Origin of the sequence: Pandoraea fibrosis (genome assembly GCF_000807775.2) — a bacterium.
In the GTDB taxonomy this organism is placed as follows: domain Bacteria; phylum Pseudomonadota; class Gammaproteobacteria; order Burkholderiales; family Burkholderiaceae; genus Pandoraea; species Pandoraea fibrosis.
The window spans coordinates 4,060,096-4,076,553 of record NZ_CP047385.1; the positions used below are offsets into that span (position 1 = coordinate 4,060,096).

At 61.8% G+C, this 16,458-nt stretch carries 15 protein-coding genes and 1 other RNA gene; 4 read left to right on the forward strand and 12 right to left on the reverse strand.

Going from position 1 to position 16,458, the window contains the following annotated elements:
* Window positions 1–142 precede the first annotated feature (142 nt).
* The gene (locus PI93_RS17855) at window positions 143–766 is read left to right on the forward strand and encodes a hypothetical protein (protein ID WP_159372144.1); all 624 of its coding nucleotides are present in this window, start codon (window positions 143–145) and stop codon (window positions 764–766) included.
* Window positions 767–948: 182 nt separating this feature from the next.
* Here PI93_RS17855 and PI93_RS17860 read toward each other — a convergent pair whose 3' ends face one another.
* The 12 genes from PI93_RS17860 to ffs form a co-directional block, all read right to left on the reverse strand.
* Complete coding sequence (locus PI93_RS17860; protein WP_039374741.1) at window positions 949–2,280, reverse strand: hypothetical protein; 1,332 nt, start codon at window positions 2,278–2,280, stop codon at window positions 949–951.
* A gap of 311 nt (window positions 2,281–2,591) precedes the next feature.
* Window positions 2,592–3,353, reverse strand: a complete 762-nt coding sequence (locus tag PI93_RS17865) for a hypothetical protein (RefSeq protein WP_052241036.1) — start codon at window positions 3,351–3,353, stop codon at window positions 2,592–2,594.
* Between the two features lie 12 nt (window positions 3,354–3,365).
* Window positions 3,366–4,076: a C39 family peptidase gene (locus PI93_RS17870; RefSeq protein WP_052241035.1), complete on the reverse strand. Its 711-nt coding sequence runs from the start codon at window positions 4,074–4,076 to the stop codon at window positions 3,366–3,368.
* A gap of 52 nt (window positions 4,077–4,128) precedes the next feature.
* Window positions 4,129–5,508, reverse strand: coding sequence for a hypothetical protein (locus PI93_RS17875; RefSeq protein ID WP_052241034.1), 1,380 nt, complete (start codon window positions 5,506–5,508; stop codon window positions 4,129–4,131).
* Between the two features lie 30 nt (window positions 5,509–5,538).
* The gene (locus tag PI93_RS17880; RefSeq protein ID WP_039374667.1) at window positions 5,539–6,189 is read right to left on the reverse strand and encodes a hypothetical protein; all 651 of its coding nucleotides are present in this window, start codon (window positions 6,187–6,189) and stop codon (window positions 5,539–5,541) included.
* A complete protein-coding gene (locus tag PI93_RS17885) occupies window positions 6,186–6,698 on the reverse strand; it encodes a hypothetical protein (protein ID WP_144400351.1) in 513 nt (170 codons plus the stop codon). The genes PI93_RS17880 and PI93_RS17885 overlap by 4 nt, the downstream gene beginning before the upstream one ends.
* Before the next feature lie 5 nt (window positions 6,699–6,703).
* Window positions 6,704–7,240: a hypothetical protein gene (locus tag PI93_RS17890; RefSeq protein WP_039374663.1), complete on the reverse strand. Its 537-nt coding sequence runs from the start codon at window positions 7,238–7,240 to the stop codon at window positions 6,704–6,706.
* Window positions 7,241–7,980: 740 nt separating this feature from the next.
* The gene (locus PI93_RS17895) at window positions 7,981–9,339 is read right to left on the reverse strand and encodes a sigma-54 dependent transcriptional regulator (RefSeq protein ID WP_039374662.1); all 1,359 of its coding nucleotides are present in this window, start codon (window positions 9,337–9,339) and stop codon (window positions 7,981–7,983) included.
* A 251-nt stretch (window positions 9,340–9,590) separates the two neighbouring features.
* Window positions 9,591–10,187: a recombination mediator RecR gene (gene recR, locus PI93_RS17900; protein WP_039374661.1), complete on the reverse strand. Its 597-nt coding sequence runs from the start codon at window positions 10,185–10,187 to the stop codon at window positions 9,591–9,593.
* 34 nt (window positions 10,188–10,221) lie between these two features.
* Window positions 10,222–10,548, reverse strand: a complete 327-nt coding sequence (locus PI93_RS17905; RefSeq protein ID WP_010807314.1) for a YbaB/EbfC family nucleoid-associated protein — start codon at window positions 10,546–10,548, stop codon at window positions 10,222–10,224.
* A 103-nt stretch (window positions 10,549–10,651) separates the two neighbouring features.
* The gene (gene dnaX, locus PI93_RS17910) at window positions 10,652–12,559 is read right to left on the reverse strand and encodes a DNA polymerase III subunit gamma/tau (RefSeq protein ID WP_039374659.1); all 1,908 of its coding nucleotides are present in this window, start codon (window positions 12,557–12,559) and stop codon (window positions 10,652–10,654) included.
* Between the two features lie 302 nt (window positions 12,560–12,861).
* Window positions 12,862–12,960, reverse strand: an RNA gene (gene ffs, locus PI93_RS17915) — signal recognition particle sRNA small type.
* Window positions 12,961–13,251: 291 nt separating this feature from the next.
* On the opposite strand from ffs, the gene trxA reads away from it, so the two are divergent.
* From trxA to PI93_RS17930, 3 genes are all read left to right on the forward strand, one after another.
* On the forward strand, window positions 13,252–13,578 hold the full coding sequence (gene trxA / locus PI93_RS17920; RefSeq protein ID WP_039374657.1) for a thioredoxin TrxA: 327 nt from the start codon (window positions 13,252–13,254) through the stop codon (window positions 13,576–13,578).
* A gap of 190 nt (window positions 13,579–13,768) precedes the next feature.
* Window positions 13,769–15,031 carry a transcription termination factor Rho gene (gene rho, locus PI93_RS17925; RefSeq protein WP_039374656.1) on the forward strand — a complete coding sequence of 421 codons (1,263 nt, stop codon included), beginning with the start codon at window positions 13,769–13,771 and terminating at the stop codon, window positions 15,029–15,031.
* Between the two features lie 230 nt (window positions 15,032–15,261).
* Window positions 15,262–16,269 (forward strand): tetratricopeptide repeat protein, encoded by a 1,008-nt coding sequence (locus PI93_RS17930; protein ID WP_039375470.1) that lies wholly within the window; start codon window positions 15,262–15,264, stop codon window positions 16,267–16,269.
* Window positions 16,270–16,458 lie beyond the last annotated feature (189 nt).

The window sequence follows — 16,458 nt, forward strand, 5'->3', positions numbered from 1 at the left end:
ATCATCCTCCCCATCGCCGGGACAAAAAACCGAAGAAACCCTCGGTCCCTCGTCATCTTTTACGCATCGGGCGTCACCTCGCTTTCGGCTCAGTTTACGCGCGAAGCCCGCATGGCAACACGTCTGCCTCGCGCAGACGCCCATGATTGTTGCCTCTGCGCGACAAACCGCAATCTGCGTAAATTATTTACTCAATTTTCGGAAATTCCGCTATTACTTTTTTCCCCTTTCCTTTCTCAAATCGCGCAATAGAATACAAGCAGTGCTGGGAGGACAGCATGCGGAGGCCGGGGGGCACGCCATGATCAGAATCACCATCAAGACGACGCGCACTGCCATGCTCTGCCTGGCGACGGCGTGTTTTGCAAGCGCCGCTCAGGCCGATATCACCGGCGTTGCCGGCGTACCGGCCATTGTGAGCGACGCGCTGCTTGCGAGTACTCGCGCCGCGAACCTCCAGCCAAGCGTTGTTGCCAATCTGTCCGGCATCACGCGCGCCGGGGTCGCTCCCATCAATGCGACCAACACGGCAAACGCAACCACCACGATCGCCAACAACGTCCGTTTGTGGGACGAAGTGATTCCGCCAGCGCCCGCGCCCAAACCCACGCAGGCAACGATGATGTCGCCGGGTCAGCCGCCTTCGGCCGTCACCGCAGCGTCGTATTCTTCCAATTCACCGTCGTCCCTCGCATCGGGATTGCAGCCGGCGAGCCTGAAAGTCAACGCCAGCGCCGGTCGCATCCCTGTCGGCATCTCGCGCTGATCGCCGCACCGAAAGCGTCGGCGGAGGCGGCTATGGCCGGCACTGCCGCTGCGCATTCCCGCGACCGTTTGCCTTCACGTTCACCTTCCCTGCCTTAGCGCCACTGCGCGTCGCCAATTCGGCCGACGCGCAATGCGCCTTTGCACAGCCTTGTCCTGCCCGACTCCCCTCCCCTCACATGATCAGAACGTGTACGGGAAGCGCAGACCGATGACATAGTTCGGCGCATCCGGCGACATGCCGGCGTTGACGTAACCGTTCACGGTCCAGTGCTTGTTGATGGCGTAGTTGATACCGAAGTTGAGCGACGCCGCGTTCGTCGTGCTGCCTGCCACCGTGGTCCACGAGCTGCCCGGCGTGGCGGTCTTCGTTGCCCGCGAGATCGCCGTCGAGTACGAGATTGACAATGCGGTCTTGTCGTTGAGCGCCAATGCCATACCGGCCCCCACCTGAACGATGTCGCCGAGCTTGACCTTCGCGGGTTGCGTCGTGCCTTCGATCGTCGAGATGTCGTCGAACGAGCGGGCCACGTTGTACGTGTACGCCACGTTGGCGAACAACACGATCGGATCGTAAGTCCGCAGGAACGACAGCCCGGCCGTGAACGCCCAGATCCCGTTCCCCGTCGGCAGCCGCGAGGGTGTCGTCAGGTTGTTGTTGGTCGGATCGGGCGTACCGAGCTTGATACCGAATGGCGAGGTGCCGGTCGGTGCCGTCACGCGGAACGACGCCACGATATCGGGCCAGTTCGCGTTCTCCTTGACGATCTGGTAGTACAGAGACGCATTCACGTCGCCGATGTTCGCCGAGTTCTTGCTGATGTCGCTGACCGACGACGCCGCGCCGCCAACCCCGCCCGAAATGAAGTCCGAATTGCGGTAGAGGTAGGGCACGTCGAACGCCACACTCAACCGGTCGTTGATGCCGTAGCGCGTGTTGACGTCGAACGTCCACACGTTGGCCTTGGTCTCGCCAAGGTTCAACTGTCCCAGGAAGATCGCGTCGAGGGCGAGGAAGCCGCTCAACACAAGTTGGCGCCGGTCGTAGTAGCTGTAGCTGATACCGGCATCGATCGTGAGCTTGCGATCGAACAGGGGCGCGTGCTGCGCCTGCACCACGGCTTCTTCCGCCGGGGTGCGCTGCGAGTCACTCTCGCTCTTTTGCATCTGCTGCGTTTCGCCGATCGGCGTGGCCGAGGTCGGGCCCGCAGCACCGGCGGCGCCGCCGCCGGGGGTTCCTGCTGAGCCGGCGGCAGAACCATCGCCGGGTGAGACCTGTGCAATCTGCGCAGTGTCCCACGCGGTCAGACCACGACCGCGTTGCGCCATCTCAATGTCGGTGAGGCGCTGTTTCAGAGAAGAAATTTCCCGCTGCTGCCGGTCGACCATGTCCATCAACATTTGCAGACGGTCGTCCGGCGATGGGTTCGTATGCTCCTGAGCCTGGGCCGATAGCGTGAAAAGCAGTACCCCCAACGGAATAGCGGCAACGGGAAAAAAGCGGTGAGTGTTCATGATCCCCCCCGGGTAAAGGTGCGGACGGGCGTCCGCGCGCAATCCAACAAAACACGTATTACCCACAACGTTGTCCTTGCTGCTCGACTGCGGGGTGACGCGTGCGAAACCCGTAACCCGTACCCCACTCCTTCGATACGGCACGTCCGGGTCCTGCCGACATCACCTTCTTGTGCGCCGCACCTGCTATCGCGGCAATGCCCCACTTCTATTTTTCATGGTGTCCGTCAGCAACTTGAGTGCCAGACACTGGGACCGGCGTCGCACTGTGCATACACTGCTCGACGCCGTCACTTCACTTGCGCTTCACTTCATCGGCGCACGGCGACCATATTCGCCATGGCGTTCTGAATTCCCACCTGTCTCAGTGCATTCGACGTGAGCGGATTCGTTTGCAGATTCAACTGCATCGTATTCATGACCTGCTGCGCGTTACCCGCGACCTGCACGACTTGCATGATCTGATTCATCGCGCCGCCAGCGCCGCCGGCCACGCTCTGGCCGAGATTGCCGTTCGGCGTATTGAGCGCTATCTGCATGCCGGCCGACGTGATGGCCACGCTCGCACTCAGATTGCCCACCGTTGTCTGCGAATTGTTTGCGCCCTGCCCGCTGACCGGTACCAGCGTGGAGATCGATATGCCAGGGCCAAACTGGATTGTGGCTTTGTTCAGTGCATTGTTCGCGTCGCCCGCAACCTGCGTAATCTGTGCGACGCCGTTCACGAGCACGCTCGCCGCACCCGCGACGGCCTGCGTGATCGGTGTAGTCGCGTTCACGAGGCCGGGGATAATGCCGGTCGCCGCACCGGTCTGTATCTGCACGCCGCCACTGCCCTGACTCACGCCAAGCACCCCTGTGGCGGCAAGGCTCGCGCCAGTCGGCATTTGCCACTGCGATTGCATAACGAGCTGGAAGCCCGTGATCATGTTTTGTTGTGCATACTTGCCGGTCGCGTGCGAGAGCACTTCATCGCTCACAGGCGTCCAGGTCTCGGGCACCACACTCGACGCGAATGCCGGCACGGCGCTCGCGAGCAGCGGGATAGCCAGCATCGGAACATATCGATTCATGATGGTCTGATCTCAAAACAGGTCCGCCCGGATGATGCCGAAATCCACCATCGGGGTCGGTGACGTCCCGGTCGCCAGCGCGCTGTCGCGCAGCTTGGCCGCCAGGGATTCGTTTCCTTTGAGCAGCGGTGAATCCTCCAGAAACGGCTTGCCGATGACCGCCAGCACCAAGCCGTTCCACTGCTTGGCAAAATCGGCTTGCTCGATGATGCGATTGCCGAGCGCCGGGTCGGACACGAACACGCGTCCGTCCTTCGCTGCCTTGATGACCACAAAATGCTGATAGCCGTTGACGTCGATCAGCGCGATGACCGGGATCTTCAGGTCGTACAGCGCACTCACGTCAACTTTGAATCCGCGCCCCTCGAGTCCGAGCGTCTCCACGAATTTCTTCATGTCGAGCATCGAGAAGCCATTTTTGATGACCGTTTCCGGGTTGGAAAACACCATCATTTTCTGGATCATTTCCGGCTCGGGAATATCGATCCCGTAGCCATAACGCAGCAGTGTTGCGAGCGCTGCAGATCCACAACTGAAGTCGTATTCCTGCTGGACCAGATTCACGTAGTGCATCGATTTGAATGACCGCATCTTCTTGACCGCCGGTACACCAGTCGAAGATTCGAGATTCACCGATGCGTACTGCGCGTGCCCGGCCACGCTTGCGCACGCCAGAGCGCAAACCGTAGCGATCCTTACTGCGGCACGACGCGCATCATTCATGACACACCTCATGAAAAAACCGGTCCGGGAATTCCCGGACCGGTCAGCGACATCACTTGATTGCCGAGATGGCGAGGCTGTTGGCCTGCACGTTGCCGATACCCGCTGCCACGTTCACACCGACGTTGCCGCTAGCCCAGGCGAGTGCGCCGTTGCCCAGCGAAGCGTTGGCGATGAAGTCGCCCGAGGCCTTCATGCTTGCCGTTTGGTCGGTTTGAGCCGTCGAGTTGGCTGCACCGCCCTTGAACCAGCCGTGTCCGCCTTGCGAGACGGCTGCGGCCAGACCGTTTTGCTGCACGTTACCCACACCCGACGCCACGTTCACACCCACATTCCCGGTCGCACCGGCAAGGGCACCATCACCCACGCTGGCGTTGACATAGAACTGCGAGATGCTGGCCGAGCCCTTCGACGACTGGTTCGCGAACACCTGCGCCGAGGCATACACCGGCTGAGCGTTGAGCGAAGCGATCGCGACGTTGTTGGCCTGCGCGTTGTCGGCACCTGCTGCCACGTTCACGCCGATGTTGCCGTTGGCGTTAGCCAGCGCGCCATTGCCGAGCGTTGCGCCCATCGTTTGCAACGTCGAAGTGTTGACGTGGAGCGTGAGCGCACCCTTGGTCCAGGTGGTGGACTTCATGTACGTATCCTGGAAGCCCCACAGTGCGCCTGCCGCAATCGAATCGCTCTCGATCGATGCATTGCCGTGGTTCAGGACCGCATGGAACGCCGCATCAAAACTCTTCTGCGTGTTCAGGAAGCCTGCCGCCAGGAACCCGGCAGCCTGCTGCGATTGCTGGCCATAGGCATAACCGCCCCAGGCCGAGCCCTGACCCGCACCGAAGTTGCCGACAAGGTAGCCGCCATACAGTGCCAACCCGCCCGGCAGCGGAATGACGCCGCCACCGATGATGCCTCCGCCGCCAGCGATGTTCGAGTATTGATACCCGCCACCGGCGATGAAACCACCCGAACCCGAGCTGGATTGCCCTGCCACATAAGCAGCACCGGCCTGGAACGCCTGACTCGTGTTCAGGTGGCCGTTCGCGCTGGCGTTCACCCACGACGTGGAATCGTCGTAGTGCGTCGTCGTCTTGCTGCCAATCAGGTAGGCACTGCCTTGATTCGACACCGTGGTGGTCTTCGAATCAACGCCGTACGTTACGTGGCCCGTCGTGTAAGAACCGAGCAGCGGGCCCTTCAGATTGACGTGGTGTACGTCTACGCTCTGATTGCTTTGCACAACCGCGTTGCCGGTGTTATCCACCGTGACGCAGCCCTTGATGCCGATCAGCCCGAAAATGCCGACCAGGTTCAGAACGTTGGTCTCGTTGCCGATGAACGAGAAGCTATATTGCTGGTGATGGGGTGACGCCAGGGCGCTACCCGTTGCTACCAGCAGTGCAGCCGCTGCAATGGCTTTCGTTTTCATGACCATCTCCTTGACGAGAGAGTTACCCAGTTAAAAAGATGTGCCCGCCGGGGGACGGAGCACAAAAACATTTGCGGTTACATTGCCTATCCCAGCCGACTGGTTGACTTGGACCACACCGCTCGCACCGCGGAAGGCGTCACCGGAAATCGACGCCGTGCGGAATTGATCGTTGAGGTTGTCGCGCCCAGCCGGGCCACCCTTGGAGATCGCAGCGGATAGTGCCGTATCCGATACGCTCGCCACTCCAGACGCATCGCCGGTCACAATGACGGTCGCGTTGCGTTGAAGATTGCCGGCACCGCTCGCCTGGTTGACTTGCGTCAGCCCCGAGGTGCCTGAAAATGCGTTGCCTTGAATTGCGGCGCTGGCAGCGCCGGTCGTCGACGTGACGAGGGCTTGCTGATTGGTACTAGATGCGCCGACCGTCAGCCCGCCGCCGTTCGCGATCAGCGCGCTGTTGGCCTGCGCGTTGTTGACGCCCGCCGCCTGGTTCACCCCAAGCGCGCCGGTCACCCCTACGGCGACGCCGTTCTCGATGGTGGCGTGCGTGCCGTTGAGTTCACCGTTCGTGATCCAGATATCCTGCGCCGACGACGCTCCGGCAAATGCACCCAGCAGGGCAGCGACCGTCAGAGGGAGGGCGCGCTGCGCGCCACGCGACCCGCGATGTGCGCTCATTTCGCCGCTCCTGCTGCGCCGAGACTCGTGAGCGGCGCCAGCGCCGAGCTGATCACCGACGGCACGAGCGTGCCGATGCTGCCGATGCCACCCCCACCGCCAGCGCCGGCGCCGAATCCGCCGCCCACGCCGTTAGAGGTATTGAGCGCGTTGCCGCCACGGGCATTGCCGACGAGCACGCCCATGACCGGGTTGATGCCCGATTGCACGGCGCCCGTGACGAGCCCCGCGTTGGCACGGCCGGTCAATTCGCCATCAGTGACCTGATTGACGGCGCCCATGGCGGTATTGAACGGTCCCGTCGGGAAGGCCGGCACCGCGACGCCAATGGGGTTCTCGACACGCGGCAGACCGCGGTACGCGATCTCCGGGCCGATGTTGCGCTCGACCACGATGTCGCCCGGCGTGGCCGGTTCGGCATGGGCTCGGCCGGGCTGCATCGCCGGGGCCAGCGCCACGAGCATCGTGGCGAGCAGACTTCCGGCATGCGTCATGGAGAGTTGGGGCATCTTGTTCACCGCGTCGTGTAAGTCACACGCGTCACCTGAACGTTGTTCACGCCATTCGACAGTTGCTGCGGGCGCGGCGTCGGCGTCACGGCGCCGGGCAATTCGTCCCACAACGTAACGCCGTTGGCGAGCGCCATTCCGGGTGACTTGACCATCGCGCCGCCTTGCAAATTGCGGCCGCGCTGGGTTCCGAGTTGTTCATCATCGATACGGGCTGCCGCAAGCGGCATACCATCGGCAACGTTGCCGGCGTCTTCACGGCTCGCGACGGCCGGCGCTTCGTCCGCCGGGGTCTGTACCGCAACCGGCGGCACGAGGCTGACATCGGCGTCGGAGATCGGCATGGCCGGCAGCGTGGTCGCGCCAAACGAAGCCGGCATCATCGAACCCGTCAGCATCGCCACGTGCATGAGCGGCGAGCGTGTGACGTCCTGGGCTTGCGCTGGTACGGCGCACAGACCGAGCGTCACAACGATGGCTGCGCTCAATGCGCTGGCGCCTTGTCGTACGCGGTACTGCATTTCGGTGGTGAGAATTCGCATCGCTGTGCCCTCCTTGCCCGGCTCAATAAAGCGACTTCCGTGCCACCCGCCTTAAGTGTTTGAAAACATTGGCGTTAATTTTTTCAGTGGGATGGCGCTCCGGGGCATGTGTGCGAAAACGTTTCAGCATTGATACGTGGGCTGCGTCTGATCGCCAATGACGGCGAAATCGCACAAGCGACAAACATTCCGAACTGCGAACGATATCGGCGTGAGCAGCGACGCGTGCCCGGAAGGCCCGTTTTACAAGGGTTTCGCGTGACAGATTTGCGGCGAAATGCCGGGCTGGCGGCAAAGCGACACGCAGACGTCACATGAAGACGCCCTTGGCATCGCGTGCTTCGCCTCCCCGGATGTTTCATCTTTGATGTGTTCGCGGGACAACCCTCGGTAGCGGTTTCGCGGCAAGACAAACGCGCAAACCTCCGCTCGTGACGGTGTTGTGAAGCCCGCGCGATAACCCATCGTCATCAGGCACGCATGACGTCGCGGGACGCGTTCGCTCGCCGTGCGAGACAACGCAATGCGTATGGGAAAGGTGTGTGGGGAACGCGCGCGAAATCGCTCGAATCGCCCGTCGTTATTGGCGATGGCAGCAATCGTGGAACACGAGGACAACGGGGAAAAATCGACGATTTACCGCAGTTTTTGAACGGTCTGCATGACGATAATCAGGAGCCCAAAAAGAAACGACCGCCCTGCTCATCACAGGACGGCCGCTCTCTCTTCGCCAGAAGATATCAGGCCGGCACGCCCGATTCGTCACCACGCAGCCCATACCGGCACATCAGTCGATAGAGGGTGATGCGTGAAATACCCAGCTCTGCGGCCACGTCCGTCAGCCGGTGACAGTGGCGCAGCAATGCCTGCTCGATGGCCGTTCGTTCGGCCTCCGCGCGAATTTCTTCCAACGTGCGCACCAGCGTCGGCACCCACGGCAGCAAGTCGAGATCCTTGGCCGAGATCGTGCGGCTGTCGGCCATGACAATGGCGCGGCGCACGCGGTTGATCAGTTCGCGAACATTCCCCGGCCAGTGATACTCGTACATCGCCTGCACCGCGCATTGCGTGAAGCCGCGGATTTTGCGATGGTTATCGCCTTTGAAGCGCTGCAACACATGGTGGGCGAGGATTTCGATGTCTTGCCCGCGTGCGCGCAGCGGCGGTTCCTCGACGCGCAGCACACACAGGCGATGGTACAGATCCATGCGGAAGCGGCCTTCCTTGACGGCCTCCTCCAGATCCACGTGCGTTGCAGAGATGATGCGCACATTGACCGGAATCACCTCATGTCCACCTAGACGTTCGATAGCGCCCTGTTGCAGGAAACGCAACAGACTGGCCTGACTCTCGAACGGAAGATCGCCGATTTCGTCGAGCAACAGCGTACCGCCGTTGGCTGCCTCGACGCGTCCGATCTTGCGGGCATTCGCGCCGGTGAATGCACCACGCTCATAGCCGAATAGTTCGGATTGCATCAGATGCGGAGGAATGGCTCCGCAATTGATCGCCACGAACGGCCCCTTCGCGCGCAACGAGCGCTCGTGGATAGCCACCGCGGTCAGCTCCTTGCCCGTGCCCGACTCGCCCGAGATAAACACGGGCGCGTCCGTATTGGCGACTTTGCGGATCGTGCGGAAAAGTTGCTGCATCGCCTCGCACGTTCCGACCATTTCCTGATCGCCGCCGACTTGCGGCGTGAAGGTCGGGACCTCCGAGAGCGACGCCATGCCCCACGCATGACCGATCGAATGCGCAAGCTGATCGTTCGTGCACGGCACATTGACGTAGTCGAAGCAGTAGTCACGAATCAACCGGCGAATCGCGGTTGTCGTCAGTTGCTCGGGATTTGTGGCCGCAACCCAGCCGACGGTGGCAGGTTGCATGCAGGACTCGAATGCGCCCATCTCGCGGTCGCTATAACCGCTCGCCAGGTCAATGAGTGCTGCGCTGGTGACCCCGGGATTCAGAATGCGACCGACGTCGCTGGCGCTCTTGGCCGGCACGACTTGCCAGCCTTGCTCCCCCAAAAACGACAGCAAACCATCGTTATGCTTTCGGGAGGCATAAATCAGGGTGCGCCCGGTATCGTTAGCCATACCTTAACTCCCTGCCTAAGCAGTGCCTGCGTACAGTTTTTTTCGGTCGTCGACCGCTTCTGCACAACAGGTATACGGCCCCACGCCTCTCGAGAGTTATGAAGTTCCCCCTGCTGTTGGGTCCTCAAGTCGGCAGGTTCAGTCTAGAAGACCGGGGGAGGCACAGGTATAGCGAAAAACAGCTAATCCGATTGGATGAGTGGTAGCAGTACCTACGCGCAAGTGCGGACAGCGTCACGTGCGCGTCATGCTCAGAGCGTATGTCGGTCGAGGACTGCACGGGCGATGGTGCCGGCATCCACGTATTCCAGCTCACCCCCGACCGGCACGCCTCGTGCGAGTCGGCTCACGCGCAAACCACGGGCCTTGAGCATCTGTCCGAGGTAGTGGGCGGTGGCTTCGCCTTCGTTGGTGAAGTTGGTGGCAAGCACCACTTCCTTGACCACGCCGTCGGTGGCGCGGCGAATCAATTGCTCGAAATGTATCTCGCCCGGTCCCACGCCGTCGAGCGGCGAGAGGTGGCCCATGAGCACGAAATACAGTCCCTTGAAGGTCATCGTCTGCTCGAGCATGTTCTGGTCGGCGGGGGTTTCCACCACGCACAACAGGCTCGTATCGCGCTCGGGATCGAGACACGTCTCGCAGATTTCGACTTCGGAAAATGTGTTGCAGCGCGCGCAATGGCGAATCTGCTCGGAGGCATGCACCAGCGCTTCGCCCAGCCGCACCGCGCCTTTGCGGTCGCGTTGCAGCAGGTGGTAAGCAATGCGTTGGGCCGACTTCGGACCGACACCCGGCAACGCGCGCAGGGCGTCGACGAGTTCTTGCAGGCTCGAGAGCTGGGGCATGCGTCGTCTTTCTCTTGATACGGGCGAGCGATGCTCAGAACGGCATCTTGAAGCCCGGCGGCAGCGGCAGACCGGCGGTCAGCCCGCCCATCTTTTCCTGCGCGGTCGCTTCGGCCTTGCGCACGGCGTCGTTGAACGCCGCCGCCACCAGGTCTTCGAGCATGTCCTTGTCGTCTGCCAGCAGGCTCGGATCGATGGTCACGCGGCGCACGTCGTTCTTGCACGTCATCACCACCTTGACCAGACCGGCACCCGACTGACCCTCGACTTCGATCTGGGCCAACTGCTCTTGCGCCTTCTTCATGTTTTCCTGCATTTGCTGAGCCTGTTTCATCAGACCCGCGATGTTTCCTTTCAGCATCTTGACTCCTGAGTAAATCGTATGAGGGGGCGTGGAGCGTATGTAACGCGCGTTTGGGAGAAAAATTCGAAAACCCGGTGCCGTTTCGCGATAGCGAATTTGCTTATTGTACCGGGCGAATGCTGCCTGGCAGGATCTGCGCGCCGAATTCGTCGATCAGTTCACGCACGAGCGGATCGTCGGCAATCGCCTGTTCCGCCGCTCGCTGACGCGCGGCCGCCGCTTCTGCCGCAAGCGATGCAGCCGTCGTGCCCACCTGCCCCAGTTCGACCTGCAATTGCACGTCGGCACCGAAGTGTTCGCTGAGCACCTGACGCAGCTTGTCGGTCGTGGCTGCGTCGGCCAATTGACGCAGTGGCACGCGCAAATGCAGGGCTCGCCCGGCCACTTCCGTCAGTTCGCTCTGGAAGGCCAGTTGCTGAGCGAGACCCCGTGCGGGAAGCTCCGCAGCCAGTGCCGGCCATTCGCCGGTAAAAATCGGCGCGACGCCATCGGCTTCACGGTAGACGCAAGCACGCGGCGGGGCCGCTGGGGCAGGCGCCGGCGTTGCAGACCCGGCAGGCTCGGGCTCGGGATCGGCCCCTGCCGGCGCATCGTCCGACGCGCGCGACGTGCTGCCGCGGTTCGCACTGGCGGCACCACCGCCGGTGCGCCCTGCCGTACCCTTTCGCCCGGCGTTGAGCGCAGCCAGCGCGGCGCGGGCGGGCGACATCGGCGCACCGTCGGTCGGCGCGCTGGTGCGGGCCGCCGGGGCGCGACGTGCTTCAGGTTGTGCCGCTGGCACCGCAGAAGCGACAGGAGCCGACGATGTCGGAGCGCGCGACGGCTCTGCCATCGGCGCACGCGACGGCGCGGCAGCCGGTGTTGCGGCGCGAGCCGCGCCAGCCGCTTGCGGCGTGGGCGGCTCGGCAAGCGTGCCGCCGGCGAGTAGCGGCGTGAACGCCGCCATGCGCAGCAGCGCCATCGAAAAACCGGTGTATTCGTCGGGCGCCAGGCCAAGTTCGCCGCGGGCTCGGGTGGCGATCTGGTAATAGAGCTGGACGGCTTCGGGCGACAACGCTTCGGCCAGACGTCGCACGTCCGCCGCTTCGGGCCAGTCGTCGGAAACCGCCTGCGGCGCATATTGCGCCAATGCAATTTTGTGCAGCAGGCTGCCGAGATCCTGCAATCCGGCAGCAAACGAGAAGCTACGCTCGGCCATTTCGTCGGCCACGGCGAGCAGGTCGGTACGCGACTCGTCCTTCAGGGCATCGAGCAGGCGCACGAGCACGCTTTGATCGATCGCGCCGAGCATGGCGCGCACGGCGCTCTCGCTCAGCGGACCTGCCGCGTAGGCGATGGCCTGATCGGTGAGCGACAACGCGTCGCGCATGCTGCCGCCCGCCGCCTTGGCGAGCAGACGCAACGCCTGCGGCTCGCTCTCGATGCCTTCTTCGCCGAGGATGTTCGTGAGGTGCGAGACGATGTGCCCTGCCGGCATCTGCTTCAGATTGAATTGCAGGCAGCGCGACAGCACCGTGACCGGAATCTTTTGCGGATCGGTCGTCGCAAGAATGAATTTGACGTGTGCGGGCGGCTCTTCCAGCGTCTTGAGCATCGCGTTGAACGCGTGCCCCGTGAGCATGTGCACTTCGTCGATCATGTAGACCTTGAAGCGTGCATCCGCCGGCGCATAGACCGCCTTTTCGAGCAGCGATGTCATTTCGTCGACACCGCGATTCGAGGCCGCGTCCATTTCCAGGTAGTCGACGAAGCGCCCTTCATCGATCGCACGGCATGCCTTGCAGACGCCGCACGGCTGCGCCGTGATGCCCGTCTCGCAATTGAGGGCCTTGGCCAGAATGCGCGACAACGTGGTCTTGCCAACGCCGCGCGTGCCGGTAAACAAATAGGCGTGATGCAGACGCTGTTGCTCGAGCGCGTGCGTCAACGCACGCACGACATGCTCCTGGCCCACCAGGGTCGAGAAGCCTTTGGGGCGCCATTTGCGCGCGAGTACTTGATAGGTCATGCCAAATTGTAACAGTTCGGCGGTGGGCTTCCGCACCCGAGTCAACGCCCGATCAGACGTGTGAAGCCCGTTGAATCCGGCAGGCTATCGGGGCGATAGAAAAAAATGTTGCGCGATTCTACCAAGCCGATCCGGTCCACGCGATACGCGGAGAAGCAGTGCTTGCCTTCTTCGCCGGCCGGCATAGGCCGCCAATGGCAATCGCGTCGCGCCCATTCACAATGGCGACGATAGATGGCAGTTTCAAGCGAGGAAAGAATTTGCGCAGAAGGCGCGGAGAACATCGATAAAACAAGGAGGTAGGTGACGAGCCTGACCCTCGGCACTGGTAGAAAACGGCTGTGGCTGCTTCGTTCCCGACCTGACCAGATTGGCCGCGCCACCATGCGAGGAGGCCCGTCAGGAACGAATTCTACCAGAGTCGACGCGTCAACAGAAGCGCAATTTCCGCGAGAGGGTCATAGATGACAGCCCGCCGGCGGTGTCGCGGCACGTGAGGCACTGCGCGCAAGCGTTTGCGATTTCCGCTAAGATGGGCACAAACTGCATTGGCGCACGCTATTGAAGCACGCGATTGCAGCCTCCATATGGAGAATGCACGCCTGGAAATACTGGGTGACATCTCTAGCGTCGGTGAAAGCGGGTCGTTTTCGCCGGACGTTTCCGAATAGTCAGACGAGGCAACTTTACTCATGAGCGAACAAATCAAGCACATTTCCGACGCCAGCTTCGACGCGGACGTTTTGAATTCCGACAAGCCGGTCCTTCTCGATTTCTGGGCAGAATGGTGTGGTCCGTGCAAGATGATTGCCCCGATCCTGGAAGACGTGGCCAAGGAATACGGCGACAAGGTGCAGATCGCCAAGATGAACGTCGATGACAACCAGTCAACGCCGGCCAAGTTCGGCATTCGCGGCATCCCGACGCTGATCCTGTTCAAGAATGGCGCCGTCGCTGGCCAGAAGGTCGGCGCACTGGCCAAGGGTCAACTGACCGCATTCCTCGACCAGCATCTGTAATTCTGAGCCGAAGGCAGCCGGGGCCTTTGTCGTCACTGTGCGACACCCCGGCGCCCAACAATTGGCACAGCGCTTGCGCCCCGCGCTGCTTGCTATATAATCCGGCGAAAAGCATCCCAAAGTTCTTCGAGCGTTCGCTCATCTTTTTTCCCTGATCATTCACTTGTCGTCCAATGGACGGCACCTCCGTATGCATTTATCCGAACTAAAGTCCCAGCACGTCTCCGAACTGCTTGAAATGGCGAATGGTCTCGAGATCGAGAACGCCAACCGCCTTCGCAAGCAGGAGCTGATGTTCGCCATTCTGAAGAAGCGCGCAAAGACCGGCGAAACCATCTATGGCGACGGTACGCTCGAGGTGCTGCCGGATGGCTTCGGTTTCCTGCGCTCGCCCGAGACGTCGTATCTGGCCAGCACGGACGATATCTATATCAGCCCGTCGCAGATCCGTCGTTTCAACCTGCATACCGGAGACACGATCGAAGGGGAAGTGCGCACGCCGAAGGACGGCGAGCGTTATTTCGCGCTGGTGAAGGTCGACAAAGTCAACGACCATCCGCCCGAGGCCTCGAAACATAAGATCATGTTCGAGAACCTCACGCCGCTGCACCCGAACAAGCCGCTGCTGCTCGAGCGCGACATTCGCGGTGAAGAGAACGTGACGGGCCGCATCATCGACATGATCGCCCCGATCGGCAAGGGTCAGCGCGGTCTGCTCGTGGCCTCGCCGAAGTCGGGTAAGACCGTGATGCTGCAGCACATCGCTCACGCGATTGCCACCAACCATCCGGAAGCCAAGCTTTTCGTGCTGCTCATCGACGAGCGCCCGGAAGAAGTGACCGAAATGCAGCGTTCGGTGAAAGGCGAAGTGGTCGCTTCGACGTTCGACGAACCTGCCACGCGTCACGTGCAGGTTGCCGAAATGGTGATCGAGAAGGCCAAGCGCCTGATCGAAATGAAGCAGGACGTGATTATTCTGCTCGACTCGATCACGCGTCTGGCTCGCGCCTACAACACCGTGATCCCGGCATCGGGCAAAGTGCTCACCGGCGGTGTGGACGCCAATGCACTGCAACGTCCGAAGCGCTTCTTCGGTGCTGCACGTAACGTCGAAGAAGGCGGTTCGCTCACGATCATCGCCACGGCGCTGATTGAAACCGGCAGCCGCATGGATGACGTGATTTACGAAGAATTCAAGGGCACCGGCAACATGGAAGTGCACCTTGAGCGCCGCCTTGCGGAAAAGCGCGTCTACCCGGCGATCAACCTGAACAAGTCGGGCACGCGTCGCGAAGAACTGCTCATCAAGCCGGAAATCCTGCAAAAGATCTGGGTGCTGCGCAAGCTCATCTACGATATGGACGAGGCCGAAGCGATGGAATTCCTGCTTGGCAAGATCAAGCAGACGAAGAACAACGCAGAGTTCTTCGACCTGATGCGCCGCGGCGGCTGATTTCGCCCCGCGCATCCAGTGAAAAAGCCGCGACGAATGTCGCGGCTTTTTCATTACGGCGCATCGTCGGCGGCCCCGCCCCTGCCTGTTTCCCGCCCGTTTCAGCATCACCGCAAGCCCCTGCCGGCGCGGTGCGGGCTGTCACGATGACTGTTATATGATGGGACGGTACCGTGCGCAGGCCGCCGGCACGCCTTCCCCCCAAAGCTGTTCCCGAAGGAGAAATTGCAATGTCCGAGCAAGACGAATTGATGGCGGAAGCCTTTGCCCACCTCGAAGCCGGCGATCCTGAGTCGGCGCTGGAGATCGGCAAACGGCTCGAGTCGATGCAGTACTCGGGCGCCTATGAGGTGCAGGCAATGGCCTACGCCGACATGGACGAAATGGAACAGGCGGTGGCCGTACTCGAAGCCGGCGTTGCCCATGCACCGGGCGTCTGGCTGCTCTGGCAACTGCTTGGCAATTACCGCTCCGATCTCGGACGCTTCCCCGCCGCCATCGAGGCCTATGAGGCCGCAGGCAACTGCGCGCCCGATGAAGACCTCGTGATCGTCGACTTCAATCACGCCAACGCCCTCGCCCGCCATGGCGACTTTGCGTCGGCGCAGACGCGTCTCGATCGAGTGCTCGAAAGCCCGCACCTGGCGCAGGCCGGTCGCGCCTTCATCGAAAATGCCATTGCTCTGCGCATGCATCTGTTCAATGCGCAAGGCGAGCCCAAAGCTGCCATTGCCACCTATGAGGCACTGCACAAGCAGGAGCCCGACGACGAAGGCAGCAATGTCTCGATGGCCGACGTCGTCGCCGAGCTGTCGCTGGCTTACAAGCAGTCGGGCGAGAACGACAAGGCGCTCGCCTCAGCGCTGGAGGCCGTGCAGTTGTACAAGTGGAGTGACGCGGCCCTGTGGGCACTGCGTGCTGCGCGCGACGCGCAATCGGACACCGCACGCGGAATGCATCTGATCGTGGAGGGCCAGTGGTACGAGCCGCTGGAAGATGAGGACCCGGACGGCCCTGCGCCGGAGTTCGTGACGACCTACGATGTTGTCGCCGACGATGAAGCTGAAGCGTTGCGCCTGATCGCCGAATGCGAGCCGCCGCAAGTCCGCGAATCGCTTCGCATCGTAGAGACGCACCCTGTCGATCATGAAGACGAGTCGCCCATGCCGTACAAGGGTGTGTATGCCACGGGCGATTACCACATGTACCAGCCGGGCGAAGAGGAAGACGTCGCCTGACGAGTCACCCCGGCTGACGGCGAATCACAAAGCCGTCAGCTACGACAAACAAAAAATGGGCACCGGAGCTGAAACACCCCCAAAAGTTGGAAAACATCCAGCTGGGGGGATAGATCAGCGACCGCGTGCCCATTTTTGCGCCCACCGGGCGTTGGCAGAGACGGATCGGGGCTCCTTTCTGCAGCGAGT

Coding starts and splice junctions, on each gene's coding strand:
- PI93_RS17855 (WP_159372144.1), top strand. CDS start 143: ATGATTGTTGCCTCTGCGCGACAAACCGCAATCTGCGTAAATTATTTA.
- PI93_RS17860 (WP_039374741.1), bottom strand. CDS start 2,280: ATGAACACTCACCGCTTTTTTCCCGTTGCCGCTATTCCGTTGGGGGTA.
- PI93_RS17865 (WP_052241036.1), bottom strand. CDS start 3,353: ATGAATCGATATGTTCCGATGCTGGCTATCCCGCTGCTCGCGAGCGCC.
- PI93_RS17870 (WP_052241035.1), bottom strand. CDS start 4,076: ATGAATGATGCGCGTCGTGCCGCAGTAAGGATCGCTACGGTTTGCGCT.
- PI93_RS17875 (WP_052241034.1), bottom strand. CDS start 5,508: ATGAAAACGAAAGCCATTGCAGCGGCTGCACTGCTGGTAGCAACGGGT.
- PI93_RS17880 (WP_039374667.1), bottom strand. CDS start 6,189: ATGAGCGCACATCGCGGGTCGCGTGGCGCGCAGCGCGCCCTCCCTCTG.
- PI93_RS17885 (WP_144400351.1), bottom strand. CDS start 6,698: ATGCCCCAACTCTCCATGACGCATGCCGGAAGTCTGCTCGCCACGATG.
- PI93_RS17890 (WP_039374663.1), bottom strand. CDS start 7,240: ATGCGAATTCTCACCACCGAAATGCAGTACCGCGTACGACAAGGCGCC.
- PI93_RS17895 (WP_039374662.1), bottom strand. CDS start 9,339: ATGGCTAACGATACCGGGCGCACCCTGATTTATGCCTCCCGAAAGCAT.
- recR (WP_039374661.1), bottom strand. CDS start 10,187: ATGCCCCAGCTCTCGAGCCTGCAAGAACTCGTCGACGCCCTGCGCGCG.
- PI93_RS17905 (WP_010807314.1), bottom strand. CDS start 10,548: ATGCTGAAAGGAAACATCGCGGGTCTGATGAAACAGGCTCAGCAAATG.
- dnaX (WP_039374659.1), bottom strand. CDS start 12,559: ATGACCTATCAAGTACTCGCGCGCAAATGGCGCCCCAAAGGCTTCTCG.
- trxA (WP_039374657.1), top strand. CDS start 13,252: ATGAGCGAACAAATCAAGCACATTTCCGACGCCAGCTTCGACGCGGAC.
- rho (WP_039374656.1), top strand. CDS start 13,769: ATGCATTTATCCGAACTAAAGTCCCAGCACGTCTCCGAACTGCTTGAA.
- PI93_RS17930 (WP_039375470.1), top strand. CDS start 15,262: ATGTCCGAGCAAGACGAATTGATGGCGGAAGCCTTTGCCCACCTCGAA.